The sequence below is a fragment of the Membranihabitans marinus genome (assembly GCF_019802045.1).
Taxonomy (GTDB): domain Bacteria; phylum Bacteroidota; class Bacteroidia; order Chitinophagales; family Saprospiraceae; genus Membranihabitans; species Membranihabitans marinus_A.
In genome coordinates, this window is the sequence record NZ_JAHVHU010000002.1 from 31282 (window position 1) to 48943 (window position 17662).

Here is a 17662-nt window from a genome sequence, read left to right on the forward strand (position 1 = left end):
TTTGCCAGTGTTAATGGTACTGTTTGTGGTTTGGCTCCAAACGGGCGTAGCCCACCAAACGGCCGCAGGCCACCAAACTTCAAACGCACGCAGTGCCCCCAAACGGGCAAAGTCCTAAAACGGCTGCAAGCCACCAAATGGGCGGTCTATTTAAGTACAGAAACACGCAGTGCATAAATCTTTTTACTGGTACTCTCTATATTCTTTCTTATCTCGAGATAGGCGTCATTTTTTAAAAAAGAAAGTTCTTCTGAGATGATGCATTGATTGAGTAATTCCATTAGACTACTGTATGCCATGGTATAAAAGTGTCCTTGATCTTTTTTGGTTCTGCGTGAACTTCCTTCTGCCAAGTTGGAACAAACAGAAATCGCAGATCGTCGCATTTGACTCACCAATCCATATTTTTCTACATCCGGAAATTCTGTCGTAATCTTGTAAATTTGAATGTTTATACCTTTTGCTTCCTTCCAGGCATCCAGTTTCTCAAATGGGTAGGTGTAATTGGACATGATTTTAGTCTTTAGATTTCACGCGTTGGTTTGGTTTTTGGGTTATGATTTCGCTATATGGGCTATGGTGCCTTTCTGGAGATTGCTAAACGCCCCAAACTACAAACGGGCGCAGCCCCCAAACGGGCGTAGCCCACCAAACGGCCGCAGGCCACCAAACTAAATATCGATAATTTGCGAAAGCAAATAATCGATTTTTCGAACGATAATGTCCACCTGATTCATCTGTTCCTCGATCTTCTGAAAATAAATGCTGACATCCCGGTCTTTCCAGCTTTCGGAGATGACGCGGGCGCCCAGGCTGATCCGTACGACGCCGCTGACCGTCCCGTCCTTGTGGATGGCTTTGACGGGCTGCCCGATGTGGCAGGCCTGCGAGGCGATCCGATCCCATTCTTCCGGGGCGTCGCCCATCTGATCGGATAAGTTCTGATTCAACAGGCGGTACAAATGGGTGACTTCATCCAAAGTCAACACCCGGTCCGGGGTGCGGATGAAAAAAGGGAAAATGGTGCGTCGGTTTTTTAACATATGCCGGTCGATGGGTTCGTCGGGGGCCTTGACGGGTTCGATGGTGTCCGGCAGCGGCTCCAGAAAAGGCGCTTGCTCAATCGCCTGCGCAACGTGGTTGCAAAACATTTCAATGCCCAGATACCGCAGCGAAATGGGCGTGTTAAAATACCGCTGAATCTCCACGATGGCTGAATACCAGCGCATGTACAAGCCCAGATTGAGGCACTTGGGCAGGTTGCGTCCGATGTTCCACGACGACGGACATTCGTTTTTGCAGTTGTACTCTTCCAGACCTTCGGGGAGCTTGTTGTCCGGTGCGGCCCATTTCGTGGCGTACTTTTTTGGTATAATCAAGGCACCGCTAAAAGGCGGTCCGGTAAAATATTTGGATCCGGTGATGGTCATCAGGTAATTGCGTTTGATGTAGGCCCGGATGTCCTCTTGGTCCATGCGCAACTGCGAGTTGTCCACAATCTTCAGCAATCGTTTGCCAAATTCCTGATCCAGGTCTTTCAATGCGCCCGTGCTGGGTGCCGAATACCCCAGTTTGGACTGGTCCATGACGTGGAGGACGGGCTGTTTGTTTTCTTTCATCACCCGACGTACCGTCCGGATCACTTCCTCGTCAATGTCCGCCGGGCTTCGCAAATCCCCCTGGTCGTTTCGCAACGGAATCTTGATCAGTTCATCCTGGTCAAATCCATTGATCTGATCGCCTTTGGTCACTTCAAAACCCAACGCGGTCCGGTCTGAAAAGTGGCGGCCCAGTAAGGCCAGTGGTACCCCGCTACCGGTCTCATCCGAAGCCACCAGAATGTGAACCTTCTGCTCGGGATAGACGGCCTGACAAATACCAGCCAGCTGCAGCGATATATCTGTGCCGGAGGGCGCGAGGATCAGGGTGACCGATTCGGGCAGGGCCAAGGCTTTGCGAAGTTTGGTCTTGAGGTGGCTCGCAAACCGCTGCAAGGTTTCGCGGATGCCCTTGTGGAGTGCGGACTCGATGAGGTATTGCCGCTTGGTTTCGGTTCGGTTAAAGGCTACATTGGACACCGAGGTCGCCGTGGAGGAGGCAAAGGTCAATGCCTCCGGACGCGGAAAAGGCCGGCAGCCGTATTTGTTGAGCAACTGGATGGGATCCACATTGAGCCGGAGATCGCCGCCCAGCATCAGCATCGCTTCGGTGGGGTGGGCCAGATGCCGCACCACCTCCAGGAGTTCTTCATCAATCGGCCCGTCCATGTAGGTCTGATTGTGTAAGATGCCCAAGGTCTCGTAGGTCTCCGGGTCGAGATGGGGAATGTCTTCCCGGTCGGATCGGAACCGAAGAATGATTTCAGCAATATCCGCCGGGATCTGATCGATGGCTTCCTTGTCTTCCTGCGGGATCAGCTCATAAAACCGTGCCGTGACGCGACAGGCCGCCAGATCACAGATCCGGACATCGATTTGATCCTGGGACATGCGCTGGTACCAGATCTGCCACTCGATGCCATACCGCAGACAAAGCAAGGCGGCGATGGGATTGCTGAGCAAATGCACCCCGATGTTGATGGAATGACCGGCATGGATATAAAACCCGTCCGGTCTGGACATCATCGAACGGATCAAAATGCCTTCTACCTTCGGCAGGGTACTGGATCGGCTGAGGATCCGGATGAGCTTTATGCGCTCTTCCAGGGATTCGGTCGAATGTTCATGAAATATACTTTCCACTAGTGTATCGTTTTCGGCGGTTCGTTTGGCCATATCTTTTCATTTGGTGGTCGCGGTCAAGGTACTGAAACCATCATTTAAATGCAAAATAAAAATCCGGGGGCGTTATAAATGGTGGATCCAGACCTCTGATTTTGGCTTCTTATCTCCGGGCAATTTTATGGAATAGATTAATGGCTAAAGCCAAATAATGTTTTGCTTCCTTAACCTCAGCCTTGTCAGGGTGTGTGAAAACCTGACAGCGTTTGACTTCGTTTTGTTATCAAGCAATATATGTAGTATATAAAATCCTTGTATTCAATGTGATATAGAACCTGTCAGCGTTTGAAGAAATTATATTTCCAGTGTTTTCACGCAGTCTCTAAAGTACGGGGCAAAATACAGCAACTGATCGTCTCCACTCGTGGAATACAAGGGGGAACAGTGCCGGCTCATAAAGTGTGAACCACGACTCTTCAGGGTGTGTGGAAACCTGACAGCGTTTGGCATTTGTTAGTGACATAGGAACTGGTGTAATATAACAAGCACATGTAATCTGTGCAATAAAAACCTGTCTGTTTGGAGACTCGTGCAAAATCAATAATTCCACCTTTTTCACACAGTCTCTCTTCCGATGACGCATAGATTTGCCACCTTTTATTTGGTGTCGAGGGCTTGGTATGGTTAGGTTAGGTGCAGAGTTTGTAAACAAATCTCCTCGATCTTTTCATGCACCGGACCCATCACAAAGGAACGAGTTTGTTTAAAAAGTATTGATGGGTTTTTTTTAAACCTTCCTGAAGGGAAATCTCGGGTTCCCATTGCAGCATTTTTTTGGCTTTTGTGATGTCTGGTTTCCGAACCTTGGGATCATCTTCGGGCAACGGATAGAAACCGATTCGGGCCTCCGGATTGTGAACCTGCTGCAAGATCATTTCCGCCAGATCCAGGACCGATATTTCCTGGGGATTGCCAATATTGACCGGTTGGTGATACTCGGTCATCAGCAATCGATAAATGGCTTCGATGGTGTCGGTGACATAACAAAAGGACCGGGTCTGGCTGCCGTCCCCAAACACCGTGAGTTCTTTCCCACGAATCGCCTGGGTGAAAAAAGAGGGGAGGGCCCGGCCGTCCCGCACCCGCATCCGGGGGCCGTAGGTGTTGAATATCCGGGCGATGCGCGTGTCGATCCCGTGCACCCGGTGGTAGGCCATGGTCATCGATTCCTGAAATCGCTTGGCTTCGTCATAGACACCTCGGGGACCGATGGGATTGACATTGCCCCAATACTCCTCCGTCTGTGGATGTTCCAGCGGATCACCGTACACCTCGGAGGTGGACGCGATCATAAACACAGACTTTTTGTTGCGGGCCAGCCCGAGCAGGTTGTGGGTGCCCAGTGAGCCGACCTTCAGGGTCTGGATGGGCATCTCCAGGTAATCAATGGGGCTGGCCGGCGAGGCAAAGTGCAGGATGTAATCCAAGGGTCCCGGAACGTGGACGTATTTGGTCACATCGTGGTGATGAAATTCAAATTCTTCTTTCGGAAATAGATGTTGGATGTTTTCCAGGTCGCCGGTGATCAGGTTGTCCATTCCGACCACCCGATGGCCTTCTGCGAGGAATCGATCGCAGAGGTGGGAACCGAGAAAGCCGGCCGCTCCGGTGATGAGAATGCGTTTCATTTTTAGAGGGTTTAGAGGGTTTAGAGGGGTGAATTTTTAGTTTTTTATTTTTTATTGGGGTTGGAGCCTGGGGGCGCTTTGCTTTTGGGACGCTGGCGCTTTGGTAGTGTCTGACTCCTAAAGTGATTTCCCCAACGGGGATAGAGGACGCTGCACTGTCTGGAGCGAGTGGCTTACATCGGATCAGTCTGCCCCATCCGATTCGGGCATTCTGTGACCGCTCTGCGGTCAATAGGATTATATGATCCGGGTGCTAATAAACTTGGACCGCTCTGCGGTCCTTTTTTGGGCATTACGCCGGGGTTTGACCCTGGTAGTTCGCTTCGCAACGGGAGGTAGACTTAGAACGCCTCCCCGCTCTGCGACGGGAGGTAATCGCTGCTGGGACGCCTCCATCTACAATCTACAATCTACAATCTACAATCTATAATCTAAGTCCTAAGTTCTAACCTCCATCAACAACTTCCCGTCCGATGCTTTCATAATAAAATCCTTTTTTCGCCATATAATCCGTCTCATACAGATTCCGCCCATCAAAGATTATCGGTTGCTTCATCAGCGATTTCATCACTTCAAAATTGGGGGTACGGAAGACACTCCACTCCGTGATAATCAACAGGGCATCCACATCGATCACGGCCTCGTACGCATCGCTGACCAGATGGACCTGATCCCCAAACCGGGTTCGGATGTTTTCCATGGCTTCCGGATCGTAGGCCTTGATCGTGGCGTGGCGGTCGAGGAGCTCCTGTATAATATACAGTGCCGGTGCTTCCCGGATGTCATCGGTGTTGGGTTTGAAGGCCAATCCCCAAATACCGATGGTTTTGTTGCACAGGTCTTCGCCGAGATACTGCACCAGTTTATCAGCTAAAATGCGTTTTTGCCGATTGTTGACCTCGATGACGGATTGAAGAATCCGAAGGTCGTAGTCGTAATCCTGCCCGGTTCGCACCAGCGCTTCGACGTCCTTGGGAAAACACGATCCGCCATAGCCCACGCCGGGAAACAAAAATCGCTTTCCAATCCGGGAATCCGATCCGATGCCGATCCGGACCTGGTCCACGTTGGCGCCGACCCGTTCGCACAGATTGGCAATATCGTTCATGAAAGTGATTTTGGTCGCCAAAAAGCTGTTGGCCGCGTATTTGGTCATTTCAGCCGACCGGACATCCATAAAATAGATCGGGTTCCCCTGCCGGACAAAAGGTTTATACAACCGCTCCATAATATTTCGGGCACGCTGGGATTCGGTACCGATGATGACGCGTTCGGGTTTGAGAAAGTCATCGACGGCAACCCCTTCGCGTAAAAATTCAGGATTGGAAACCACATCAAATAATTCCGGACTGATTTTGGACGCCAGGGTGTCGTGCACCTGGTCTGCTGTGCCGACCGGTACCGTGCTTTTATCTACGATCACGGTATAGTCGGTGATCAAATCTGCCAGTTGTGCGGCGACCTTTAATATATAAGATAAATCGGCGGAACCATCCCCGTTGGGTGGAGTCGGTAAAGCCAAAAATATGACTTCGGCGTCTTTGATCCCTTCTTCGAGGGAGGTCGTAAACTGCAAGCGATTTTGTCTGGTATTTCGGTCAAACAAGGTTTTTAGTCCGGGTTCATAAATCGGAACTTCACCCTGCTGCATCCGCTGTACCTTGTCGGCGTCGACGTCAATACAGACAACTTCATTGCCGGTTTCGGCAAAGCATGTTCCGGTGACCAGGCCGACATAGCCGGTACCTACTACTGCAATATTCATTTTTTATATTGGTTTATGAGGTTTATGAGGTTTATGAGGTTTATGAGGTTTATGAGGTTTATGAGGTTTATGAGGTTTATGAGGTTTATGAGGTTTATGAGGTTTATAGGGGTTATAAGGTTTAAGGGGGGTAGATTGTTTAGGAAAACATGGTCGCTGCGTTGTTAGGGCGCTCCGCTGTTGGGGCGCTCCGCTTTGGTCTTTGGGACGCTGGCGCTTTGGGACGCTCCGCTTTAGTCCAGTTTCCAGTGTCAACCATCTACAACCTAAAATCTAAAATCTAAGAACTAAGTTCTAAACTCCATCCACCATCAACAATCAATAATTAAAAATAACCATCGCCCCTTCAGGGCTTTGAAGCACCGCACAATGTGTATGTTGACATCGTCCTTCATGAACAGTTAATCCTCTTGTGAATGGCTAGAAAGAGAGCCATAGGCTCGTTCGATGTGGTAGCCACCGGTTTTAACCGGTGGAGACCGGGAGCGAAAAAAATTGAGAGCTGTAGGCTCGAATCATTTTGGAACGCTTTGCTTTGGTCTTTGGGACGCTCCGCTTTAGTTCTGTTTCCAGTTTCGGACTAAATACACTGGGCTTTACAATCCGTTCTCCTGAGTACTTTGTTAAGTCCTCAGGATTCATAGGCTTGCAAATCCCTGATGTCCAGTTTCCAGTCTCAACCATCTAAAACCTAAAACCTAAAACCTACAACCTACAACCTACAATCTATAATCTACAATCTATAATCTATAATCTAAATCCTAAGTTCTAAACTCCATCCACCATCAACAATTAAAAATAACCATCGCCCCTTCAGGGCTTTGAAGCACCGCACAATGTGTATGTTGACATCGTCCTTCATGAACAGTTAATCCTCTTGTGAATGGCTAGAAAGAGAGCCATAGGCTCGTTCGATGTGGTAGCCACCGGTTTTAACCGGTGGAGACCGGGAGCGAAAAAAATTGAGAGCTGTAGGCTCGAATCATTTTGGAACGCTTTGCTTTGGTCTTTGGGACGCTCCGCTTTAGTTCTGTTTCCAGTTTCCAGCCTTCAGTTTCCAGTGTCAACCATCTACAATCTACAATCTACAATCTACAATCTAAGTCCTAAACTCCATCCTCCAGTTTCCAGTTTCGGACTAAATACACGGGCTTTACAATCCGTTCTCCCAGTACTTTGTCAAGTCCTCAGGATTCATAGGCTTGCAAATCCCTTGTGTCCAGTTTTCAGTGTCAACCATCTACAATCTACAATCTATAATCTATAATCTACAATCTAAATCCTAAGTTCTAAACTCCATCCACCATCAACAATCAACCATCAATAATCAACCATCAACCATCAACAATTATCAATCACCTCAACTGTTCCTGCATCAGTCGTTCCAGGCCTTCCCGGATACCGACGGTCGGTTCGTAATCCAGTAATTCCTGGGCCTTGCTGATGTCTGCCAGGCTGTGTGGTATGTCGCCCGCCCGTTCCGGACCGTAAATGGGGTTTAGTTCACTGCCGGCAATGTCGTTGATCAGACCCCAGAGTTCGGTCAGCGTAGTGCGTTCCCCGCAGGCTACATTGTAGTTTTGATTAACCGCCGCCGGGTTGTTTGTCAGCAATCCCCGGAGGTTGGCCTGAACCGCATTGTCCACGTAGGTGAAATCCCGGCTAAAGCTGCCGTCCCCGTTGATCGTGGCGGCTTCCTGGTCGCGGATGGCTTTGATAAACAATGGAATTACCGCCGCATAGGGGCCCTTGGGGCTTTGACGAGGCCCAAAAATATTGAAATACCGAAGCCCGATCAGCTCCATACCGTACAAGCGGCCAAAATTCTCGGCATAGAGTTCGGCGACCTTTTTCGTGATCGCATACGGTGACAAGGGCTGCCCCACCCGGGATTCGACCTTGGGCAGGTTTTGGTCATCTCCATAGACCGAAGAACTCGATGCAAACACCACCCGCTTGATGTTGTTCTGTCGGGCGGCCATAAAAATGTTCAAGGTGCCATCGATGTTGTGGGCATTCGAACGAACCGGATCGTCTACGGACCGGGGCACGGATCCCAATGCCGCCTGGTGGCAGACAGCCGTGGCTTCGTTGCACAACTTCTGGCAGAGATCCAGATCCCGGATGTCGCCTTCGACAAAGGTGACCTGATCGTGATCCAATACTTCCCGAATATTGTCCATGGATCCGGTGATCAAATTGTCCACGATGGTCGTGTGCGTGATCTCCGGATGGTCGATAAATGCACGAACCAAATGGGAGCCAATAAATCCGGCTCCGCCGGTTAATAATATATGCATATAGGTTGATTTTTAAGTGTGGCGCTAATTCTTTTTGTAGTTTGGTTTTTAAGTTATGATTTAGTTCTTCAGTTGAATGGGGTAATTAGCCTTTCTGGGACTGCCCATATTGTGTGGTATTGTTTGTTGTTTGGTTTTTGGGTTATGATTTAGTTCTTCATTTACATGGGATATTTTGTCTTTCTGGGGACTGCCTATGTTATGTGGTACTGTTTGTGGTTTGGCTCCAAACGGGCGTAGCCCATCAAACGGCCGCAGGCCACCAAACGGGCGAAGCTCTCAAACGGCCGCAGGCCCACACCCCAAACGGCCGCAGGCCATCAAACAGACGAAGTCCCCAAACAGCCGCAGGCCACCCAACGGGCGCAGCCCCCAAACGACAAACGACCGCAGGTCACTACAGCCGGGCCGGCACATCCTTTTTATCCCAAAAGCCTTTCACGTCATACCACACCTGGCCGTCCGGCTTGCGGACGGGAACGATGGACTTAAATTTCTCATGCGATACACACAGCAGGATGGCGTTGTAGTCGTCGGTATCGGGTTCTTCTGCAAGGATTTCTATTCCCAGTTCTTTGCGAACCTGATCGGGATTGGCCCAGGGGTCATAGACATCGATGTCCAGATCATATTCCTCGAGTTCGTGGTAAATGTCGATGACTCTGGTGTTTCGAATATCGGGACAGTTTTCTTTGAAGGTGATGCCCAAAATCAAAACCCGCCCATTACAGAGTGAAATGTCCTTTTTGACCATCAGTTTGATGACTTCCTGAGCCACATAATTCCCCATGGTATCATTCAGCCGGCGACCGGCAAGAATCATTTCCGGGTGGTAACCCACTTGTTGTGCCTTCAAAGCCAGATAATAGGGATCGACCCCGATGCAGTGGCCTCCGACGAGCCCCGGCCGAAAGGGGAGGAAGTTCCATTTGGTACCGGCCGCTTCAAGAACATCCAGCGTATCGATGTTCATTCGGTTGAAAATCTTGGCGAGTTCATTGACAAAAGCAATATTGATATCGCGTTGGCAATTCTCGATGACCTTGGCTGCTTCTGCGACGCGGATCGAAGTGGCTGGAAAGGTGCCCGCCGTGATGATAGATGCGTACAGCTCATCGATTTCCCGGGCCACTTCCGGTGTGGAGCCCGAGGTCACTTTGACGATTTTGGTCAGGGTGCGGTCTTTGTCGCCCGGGTTGATGCGCTCCGGACTGTAGCCGATGAAGAAGTCCTCGTTGTAGACCAATCCGGTTTCTTGTTCCAGAATGGGCAGACAAATTTCTTCCGTGGCACCGGGATAGACCGTGGATTCGTAAATGACGATGTTGCCTTTTTTGAGTTGACCGGCAACCAGACCGGTGGCGGACCGGATGGGATTGAGGTCTGGTTGTTTGTTGTCATCCACCGGCGTGGGAACGGTGACAATGTAGATGTCGCACGGGCTCAGATCCTCCGGATCGCTGCTGACCCACAGACCGGACTGACCGGGTCCTTCCGCTAATACGGACTGCAGCAGCTCGTCGGTGACCTCCAGGGTGCTGTCGTGGCCCCCCTGGATTTCCTGACACCGTTCTTCGTTGATGTCAAAGCCGACCACGTGGTGCTTTTTGGCAAATTCTACCGCTAGTGGCAGCCCCACGTAACCCAAACCAATGATTCCTATTTTTTTCATGTATTTGTTTTTATGTTTAGTAGTTGTTGCGTTCTAAATTATAGGCACTAAGCACTAAGCACTAAGCACTAAGCACTAAGCACTAAGCACTAAGCTCTAAGCACTAAGCTCTAAGCACTAAGCTCTAAGCACTAAGCTCTAAGCACTAAGCACTAAGCTCTAAGCACTAAGCTCTAAGCACTAAGCACTAAGCTCTAAGCACTAAGCTCTAAGCACTAAGCCTTAACTCAGCACAAAACGATTGCGAAAGGTTTGTATTTCTTTTCGAAGCAGTTTTTGAATTTCATCTTCCTCCAGCAGGTGGTCGTCCTGGATTTCCAGACTGGGGACTTCGTGCCCCTGATTGATGTAAATATAATCCAACGTTTCGATTTCTTTTTCCAGGATGTCTCGAATACCGTTGATGCTATGGTTAAATTGCAATACGTTGTTGAGTCGGAGGTCACTGTGGTCCTGAATGGGTTCCAGCAGATCATTGAGCAACTCGGTCAGGTGATGGATGTGTACAAAGGGTCGGACCTGGTTGCCGTTGCCGAAAATCTGAATCTGGCCGTAGCAAAGGGCTTCAAATATAAAGCGATTGATGACCGAATCATGACGCACTGTGCGGTTGTAACCAAACACATTTCCCACCCGGAGTATATCGACCTGCATGTTTTCTTCAAGCAGCTGGACAAATTTTTCCGCTTCCCGCTTGGAACGGCCGTAGGTGTTCATGGGGTTCGCTTCCATAAATTCATTGTCGACCGGTGCAAAACCATAGACCGATGCCGAGCTGACAAAGATAAATTTTTGGACCTGCTTAAATTTTTCCAGGCACTGGATCAGATTGGCTGTTCCCCATTGGTTGATCTGTTCGTATTTCAGACTGTCCTCCATGCTGTAGGGGGATTTGACCACCCCGGCCAGATGGTAGATGACATCAATATCTTTCAGCACTTTTTGCAGTGCTATGTGGTTCAGGATGTCTCCCTGGACGAACCGGACTTTTTCCAGGTTGATGTTCCCGAAAAAAAACCGGATGTTGTTGTGCGACATATTATCATACACGATAATCTTTTCAATGAGTGGATTGGTGTTGAGTTTATCCACCAGTGAAGTGCCGATGTAGCCGGCGCCGCCTGTGACGAGTACGTTCATGAGTTAGGGTATAGTTTGTAGTTTATAGTTCATAGATATGGGTACGGAATGACGGGCCAGTATTCGGTGGATCCGTTCCGTGTAGGGTCAAAAGAATTGGTGACTTATTATTTCAAATTTATTTTCTAATCGATGTGATTAAGCCATTTAATATTTTCGTTATTTCCATTGCTTTGGCCTTAAGAAATTGCAAATTCTCATCTGAGAGGTTGTTTCTCTTGTTAAGTAAGATTAATAATGTGACCGTTTCATAAAGTGATCCTCGCGAGTAATAAAGGAATTTTAGATATTCTTTTTTTGAGTAACGTCCAGTTCCTTCAGCTATATTCATTGAAATAGAAGCGGAAGCAGCATCTAATTGTTCTTTCAATCGATAACTGCTTTTATTATTATGAAAATCTTCGGTTTTTATCATGATTAAATCAAAAAACTCGACTGATTTCTCCCATGCAATTAACTTCTCAAAATTGAAAGTATCCATGATGATTTGTGTTATTTAAAAGCCAGTATCTATAGTCTATTAATCTATAAACTATAACCTACTTCAATTCCGTGTGCAATCCGCACTCCGTCTTCGACTGGCCTGCCCAGCGGCCGTCGCGGTTCATCTCATCGGCCCAGCTGACCGTGCAGGGCATGCATCCGATGGACTTGTATCCGGCATCATGGAGGGGGTGCTTCGGTAGATCGTATTCTTTGATGTAATCATAAATCATCTTGGAGGTCCAATACAACATCGGGTGGTATCGGATCTTTCCGTCATCGGCGGTCATGATGGGGTCAAAGGATGCCCTGGTGGCAGATTGGTCGGCGCGGACCCCCGAAATCCAGATGTCAAATTCTTTTCGGACGCGATCCATGGGGATGACCTTGTTCAGGTGGCAGCAGTAGTCCGTATCCGAATTGTAATAAAAAATGCCTTCGCTGTTTTTCTGCTGGGAGTGGGGGATGTCCGATCGCTCGATGCGGACATGAAGGCCCAATTCTCTGACCAGTTGCTTGCGGAAAGCATGGGTCTCCGGAAACAAAAAGCCAGTATCGAGAAAAACCACTTCGATCGGTTTGTGGTACTGCGCCAGAATGTGCAGCAACGGGATCGATTGGGTCTGAAACGATGAACTACTGACTATCGATAGACCTTTTTGATCAAATTCATCCAGCTGACGGTGAATGTCCCCGACCAGCGCGCTAAATTCTTCTTGGTGTTTCATGGTATATTTCATTTGGGGTACAAATTTCCGTCTCGGCTCAGCCGAGACGGGGGCCTAAGAAGGTAGGGGCACTGTGTGATTCAACGATTTCTTAGTTTGATGCCCGGTTCCCTATTCGTTTGTATTTACGGTGTTTTTATTATGGTCTTCCAGGTCCTTCCTGTGCAATGTACATACTTGTGTTTTGTTTGATAAAACATTATAAATTCGATTACCTTATAAATCCCCATATAATTTGGAGTTCAATCTAATCCGACCCTGACTGGGTCGAAATTGGATTTCTACTCGCATCTAACCTAATCTGACCCTGACTGGGTCAGAATCCTTGCAGGTCAAAGATCTCAGAGCGGTATACTAGTAATAGCTAAACTAGAGAAGACCTCAGAGCGGTCTAATTAGGTTAGCCAATTTATATGAATTCCGACTGACGACCTCAGAGCGGTCGGGTTTGATTCTGAATCGCATAATTCAGATGATCATAACTTACTAATGGTTTATTTTCGAGGGCGCTCCCAGATTGCTCCACTCCGTTCCGCACTCACGGATCGCCAACTATAGCCTGCGATTCGTGAGCATGGAGAGAATCGGAGTGATCTGGAAGCGCAATTAATTAATCATATAGAATTATGAAACACACCACTAGTGCTGCAATTCAGAACTTGTATGCATTATATGCAGCGCCTCCATCCCCAACAAGTTGGGATACGTGCTTAGCACTCTAAATGTAGATTCTAAGCAGACCTGCAGCGCAGGTCGAAGTACGTTAGCAACGGTTATTGTCATAATATCGACCTCAGAGCGATCGTAATGCATGCTTAGACATTGCGACTTCTCGGAAGTCGAAGAATACTGCAAAATCCTCTGCTAACATAGTTATGACCTCTCCCAGGTCTATTGAACCAAGCTCAAATAGAGCTTTTATTTGTGCTAAACAGGTACAATTTGAGGATGGAAGCGCGAGCTAATACCTATACATTATTTATGATTTCCTACACTAGCCCTTCTCTTCACGCATGACATCCACGTACATCTTCCGGAGAATGAGGATCATCCCCGCGAACACACTTCCCACGATGGCAAATATCACCATTAGCCGGATCAGGCTTTTCCGGTTGGTGGGGAGCGGCTGCAGCGGATAGTCGATGATGGTGAATATGGGGCGAATGTTTTCCAGGTTAAACCGGGACATTTCCAGATTTTTCACGACCTCCATGTACATGGTCCGGGTGATTTCGAGATCAACGGTCAGATCCAGCCGGTTTGTCTGCTGCGATCTGTACGTCATGCCCCGGCTACGATCAATGGCTGAAGCAAGGCTGGCTTGTTGTTTCTGGAGAACATTTTCCAGAGAATCTTTTCGTTCGGACAGGGTGCTAACGGTTTCTATCCCTTTGGCTGTACTCTGAAGAACATAGAACTGACTCAGGTTCTCGTACAAGGCATACACCAGGGCGATGGACAGTTCGGGGTGGATGGTTTCGGCCTTCATGGTGATCATTTGTGAGGCGTTGTCCAGCGAAACGGAATACATCGGTTGTTTATCGTTGTTGATCATCGAATAAATCCGTTTGAGATACTGCCGGTTCGTCAGATCCATGCTGTCCGGTGACTGAAAGGTGAAATGGATGGGTTCTTCCACTTCCCAGGTTTTCTGTAAATCATAGACCCGGCTGATGTGATTGATCATCAGATCCCTTTGATTATCGACTTCCACCGTATCCAGCAGGGCAGAAAATTGTATTTTGCGAGACTGGCTTAATGCGAGAATTTTGGTGTATTGACCGGATTCGCCTTCCTTGCCCCCGGAAAGCCCAAAACTGGCCAGGGTGGAGGCTAAAATAGAGTTCCCGCCTCGCTGGCTTTCCTGGTTTGCTACGAAGGTGATTTCAGCAATGTGTTCGATCGTGTGTGATTTTACAATCGCAAATGCAATGCCCATCCCCAGGATGGCAACCCCCAGCATCCAATACCATCCCCGGGCCAGATAGCGGAGGTAGCCTTGTACCGTGCGGATGATGTCCGCCAGGGTCACTTCGGCGTCCCGGGATGGTGGTGTGTATGGTTTATGTTCCTCCATGTTTTGATATTGAGCGGTGGATTAATCTATTTTGTTGATCAAAACGATCGTGGTGGCGAGGCTGGACAGGATGGCTGCAGAACTCATGGCTACGCGGAGGAGTTCATCCCACTTTACCGGTTCTTTGCTTTTTTCCTTTTTTTGTTCCCGCTTATCTTCGATAATCTCCGGGGGTGTCATCGCCACATAGATCTGACTTCCCCGCCGTACCTTGGGATAACTCTTGATAAACCAGAAAGAGTTGGTCCCTTTGATCCGCCCGTTCGGATAAACGACCCGAACCGATTTTTTATCTGCATTCCGGTCAAATCCACCGGCGTAGTTTCGGATGTACCACGCGGCAGATTTTTTACCACTGTAATTGACATTGATAAAATTTTGCTGAATTAGTGTATCGCGAAGTATTTCCGTGGCTTTGGTTGCCACGGTTCGGATGGACACCAGGTCATCCTGTCTGGGAATGCTGATGACGTCGCCCTCCCGGAGTACGAGGTTGGTCGGATGCGAACTTTTGTCCAGGGCTTTGCCGAGTGAAATGACCACAATGCCGGTGATATTTCCTTGGGTACGCACCAAAGTGGCTCCCTCCGGAAATGCATCGGCACTCAGCCCGCCTGCCCGATGAACCAGATCGGTGAGTTTTTCGGGACCGCCCATCAGCACATACGGGCCCGGATAGCGCACCCGCCCGTTGATCTGTACGACCTGCTGCAACTGGAAGTCTGGAATGGTTCGTACGACGATGACATCAAAGGGTTCGAACCGGAAATCGGCATCGGTGGGATTGATCAGGCTGCCGTCAGCGTTTAACTCGATGGATTTTACAATGGTGTTGGGCTGTCCATTGGCGGCAAACTGGATGCGATATACATCGACCCGTTTTGGATCGGCATCAAATTGCAATCCACCCCCCATGAGCAAAGCGTCCTCCACGGATAAAGACGGATCAAAAATGAAAGATCCCGGGTCGTTCACCGCACCGAGGACCCGAATGTTAAACTGATTGATAAAGGTTTCTTTATTGTAAATCCGGAAGACATCACCCGGTCTGATCTGGAGGGTGTCCGCACCGGTCATCAACGCATGGATGTCAATGAGCTGATATTCCCGCATTTTTGAATTGGTAGTATCCCGCCGGACCAGCATTCCATATTGATTGGCGGAAGGTCTCAGTCCCCCCGCATCGCGTATCAGATCAGGAAAGGTCAGCGAGGGATCGTAGACGTAGGTTCCCGTATCGCGTACCAGTCCTTCGATTTTCACGGAATATTGTTCTCTGTAATCCTCGGTCTGGTAGACTCTGATCTGGTCTCCGGCATGGAGCGTAATGTTGCTGGCACCGTTCGGATCGTCCTGCGCGTGCCTGAGATCGACCGGGATGTAAATCCGGTCTTTGCTGTCCCGGGGATTGATCCGGGTGAGCATACCTTTCCCCGTGGCATTGGGCCTCAATCCACCAGCCAGGGTAATCAGATCATTTAACCGGATGTTGTTTTGGGGGTTGAAGGTTTCGGTCACGGGAACCCGGACTGCACCACTGATCTGTACAGTGTTGTTCGGATCGGTGAACCGGCTTTGATCGTAGATGGTGATCCGGTCCCGGGGCTGCAACGCAATATCTTCTTCGTTGCCATTCAGGATCGCTTGCGGGTTGATGCGAATCATCTTAACCGTATTGTCCAGGTTGGTCCGGATGACAAATGCAAGGTCTCGACGTGCCTGATCCTGCAACCGGGCTTTTTTCAAAACGTCGGAAATGGTTTTGTTTTCCACGGTGGAATAATTACCGGGGAAAATCACGGATCCCTCGATGGATACATAGGATTTGAGCGGCGAGGGCACGGTACCGATGGTGATAATGTCCCCGTTTTCGAGGCCAAATTCACGGTCATTGTCGAGGATCTCCTGCAGATTGACTTCCATGATTTGACGTTCGGATTCCATTTGCCGGTTGACACGGATCAGGGTAGTATAAGCGTTGCTGCTTAGTCCACCCGCAAACCGGAGCAGGTCTTTGAGGCCTTCTTCCTTTTTCAATTCGTACATCATGGGCCGTTTGACGGCGCCCGATATGGTGACTACTTTTTCACTGAACGGTACATAGATCATGTCGTTGTTGTTCAGCGGAAAATCGAACCGGATGGTCGGATTCGTGAGGAATTCATAGACATCCAGTTCCCGGACTTCGTTGTTGTCTTTCATCAGTTTGATGTTTCGCACAGATCCGTTGGCGGTCGGTCCTTTGCAGGCGACGAGCGCATTGAAGGCGGTGTTGAGCGCTGAAATGGTGTAGGACCCGGGTTGAGCCACTTCCCCGAAAATATTGATGGTGATCGTCCGGGCGGTGGTCAGGACTACTGAAAATTGTTCGGGTCGAAAGGTATAGCTGTTCCGGAACCGGTTTTCCAGGAGGGTCCGGGCTTTTTCCAAGGTGATGCCCTTGAGGAATATTTTTGGCATGCCGGTGGGGGAGATGGATCCATCTTCTGCGATGGTCATTTCAAAGTCAGCCTGAGACGGACCAAAAATGGAGATGCGGACCTTGTCTCCCGTGCCCAAAACATACTGAGCGGGGGCCTGTGCTTTTTCCGTGGTGCGGTACAGGGAAAGTTCGGAGCCGGCGAAGACATTGTGCCCGTAAATGTTGGTGATCTCGGTTTTTTTGTTCTGAAGTTCTTCAGACGTGGTTTCCGAGATTGCTTCCTGGACTGATGCACCGGCATCCACTTTTTCCTGAATGTCTTCACTTTTTTCTTTCACCACTTCAATGGCTGCTGCCTGTTCTGTCTTGGTGATTTTATCTTCTGCGCCGGTGGTGTCCGCCTGAGCGGCTTTTTCCTTTTCCATTTCCTGAACCACTTCCTGGAGTGCGGTTTCCGCTTCCGGAAGTTGTTCAGGTTTCAGATTGTCCAGGTCAAAACCACGGGTTTTCATGCGGTTTTTAACTTCTTCCCAGTCCAGTCCTCTGGATTCCGCTTCCTGGCGGGCCAGTTCTTCGCTTTGTTTGGGAATGTCCTGAGCCTGTAGCTGGAGGGCCGTGCTAAAACAAAGGAAAAGAATGAATAGAATATTGGTCAATTTCATATTGG

Annotated in this window: 11 protein-coding genes; all 11 read right to left on the reverse strand. The window is 49.0% G+C overall.

Annotated elements, in window-relative coordinates; all coding sequences use genetic code 11:
- Positions 1-146: 146 nt before the first annotated feature.
- The 11 genes from KUV50_RS00645 to KUV50_RS00695 all read right to left on the reverse strand — a co-directional run bounded on the left by KUV50_RS00645 (position 147) and on the right by KUV50_RS00695 (position 17657).
- Entirely contained in the window at positions 147-512 is a 366-nt protein-coding gene (locus KUV50_RS00645) for a four helix bundle protein (protein ID WP_222578146.1), read from the reverse strand.
- Between the two features lie 159 nt (positions 513-671).
- Complete coding sequence (locus KUV50_RS00650) at positions 672-2774, reverse strand: hypothetical protein (protein WP_222578147.1); 2103 nt, start codon at positions 2772-2774, stop codon at positions 672-674.
- A 689-nt stretch (positions 2775-3463) separates the two neighbouring features.
- On the reverse strand, positions 3464-4408 hold the full coding sequence (locus KUV50_RS00655) for a UDP-glucuronic acid decarboxylase family protein (protein ID WP_222578148.1): 945 nt from the start codon (positions 4406-4408) through the stop codon (positions 3464-3466).
- 445 nt (positions 4409-4853) lie between these two features.
- A complete protein-coding gene (locus KUV50_RS00660) occupies positions 4854-6173 on the reverse strand; it encodes a UDP-glucose dehydrogenase family protein (protein WP_222578149.1) in 1320 nt (439 codons plus the stop codon).
- Between the two features lie 1355 nt (positions 6174-7528).
- Positions 7529-8473, reverse strand: coding sequence for an SDR family oxidoreductase (locus KUV50_RS00665; protein ID WP_222578150.1), 945 nt, complete (start codon positions 8471-8473; stop codon positions 7529-7531).
- A gap of 397 nt (positions 8474-8870) precedes the next feature.
- Positions 8871-10145, reverse strand: coding sequence for a nucleotide sugar dehydrogenase (locus KUV50_RS00670; RefSeq protein ID WP_222578151.1), 1275 nt, complete (start codon positions 10143-10145; stop codon positions 8871-8873).
- A gap of 222 nt (positions 10146-10367) precedes the next feature.
- Positions 10368-11285 carry an NAD-dependent epimerase/dehydratase family protein gene (locus tag KUV50_RS00675; protein ID WP_222578152.1) on the reverse strand — a complete coding sequence of 306 codons (918 nt, stop codon included), beginning with the start codon at positions 11283-11285 and terminating at the stop codon, positions 10368-10370.
- Positions 11286-11403: 118 nt separating this feature from the next.
- The gene (locus KUV50_RS00680) at positions 11404-11766 is read right to left on the reverse strand and encodes a four helix bundle protein (protein WP_222578153.1); all 363 of its coding nucleotides are present in this window, start codon (positions 11764-11766) and stop codon (positions 11404-11406) included.
- A 58-nt stretch (positions 11767-11824) separates the two neighbouring features.
- A complete protein-coding gene (locus tag KUV50_RS00685) occupies positions 11825-12496 on the reverse strand; it encodes a phosphoadenylyl-sulfate reductase (RefSeq protein WP_222578154.1) in 672 nt (223 codons plus the stop codon).
- A gap of 994 nt (positions 12497-13490) precedes the next feature.
- Entirely contained in the window at positions 13491-14573 is a 1083-nt protein-coding gene (locus KUV50_RS00690; RefSeq protein ID WP_222578155.1) for a hypothetical protein, read from the reverse strand.
- A 21-nt stretch (positions 14574-14594) separates the two neighbouring features.
- A complete protein-coding gene (locus KUV50_RS00695; RefSeq protein WP_222578156.1) occupies positions 14595-17657 on the reverse strand; it encodes an SLBB domain-containing protein in 3063 nt (1020 codons plus the stop codon).
- Positions 17658-17662 lie beyond the last annotated feature (5 nt).

Bases quoted from the DNA above. Each gene is read 5' to 3' on its own strand.
- KUV50_RS00645 (WP_222578146.1), bottom strand. From the start codon at position 512: ATGTCCAATTACACCTACCCATTTGAGAAACTGGATGCCTGGAAGGAA.
- KUV50_RS00650 (WP_222578147.1), bottom strand. From the start codon at position 2,774: ATGGCCAAACGAACCGCCGAAAACGATACACTAGTGGAAAGTATATTT.
- KUV50_RS00655 (WP_222578148.1), bottom strand. From the start codon at position 4,408: ATGAAACGCATTCTCATCACCGGAGCGGCCGGCTTTCTCGGTTCCCAC.
- KUV50_RS00660 (WP_222578149.1), bottom strand. From the start codon at position 6,173: ATGAATATTGCAGTAGTAGGTACCGGCTATGTCGGCCTGGTCACCGGA.
- KUV50_RS00665 (WP_222578150.1), bottom strand. From the start codon at position 8,473: ATGCATATATTATTAACCGGCGGAGCCGGATTTATTGGCTCCCATTTG.
- KUV50_RS00670 (WP_222578151.1), bottom strand. From the start codon at position 10,145: ATGAAAAAAATAGGAATCATTGGTTTGGGTTACGTGGGGCTGCCACTA.
- KUV50_RS00675 (WP_222578152.1), bottom strand. From the start codon at position 11,285: ATGAACGTACTCGTCACAGGCGGCGCCGGCTACATCGGCACTTCACTG.
- KUV50_RS00680 (WP_222578153.1), bottom strand. From the start codon at position 11,766: ATGGATACTTTCAATTTTGAGAAGTTAATTGCATGGGAGAAATCAGTC.
- KUV50_RS00685 (WP_222578154.1), bottom strand. From the start codon at position 12,496: ATGAAACACCAAGAAGAATTTAGCGCGCTGGTCGGGGACATTCACCGT.
- KUV50_RS00690 (WP_222578155.1), bottom strand. From the start codon at position 14,573: ATGGAGGAACATAAACCATACACACCACCATCCCGGGACGCCGAAGTG.
- KUV50_RS00695 (WP_222578156.1), bottom strand. From the start codon at position 17,657: ATGAAATTGACCAATATTCTATTCATTCTTTTCCTTTGTTTTAGCACG.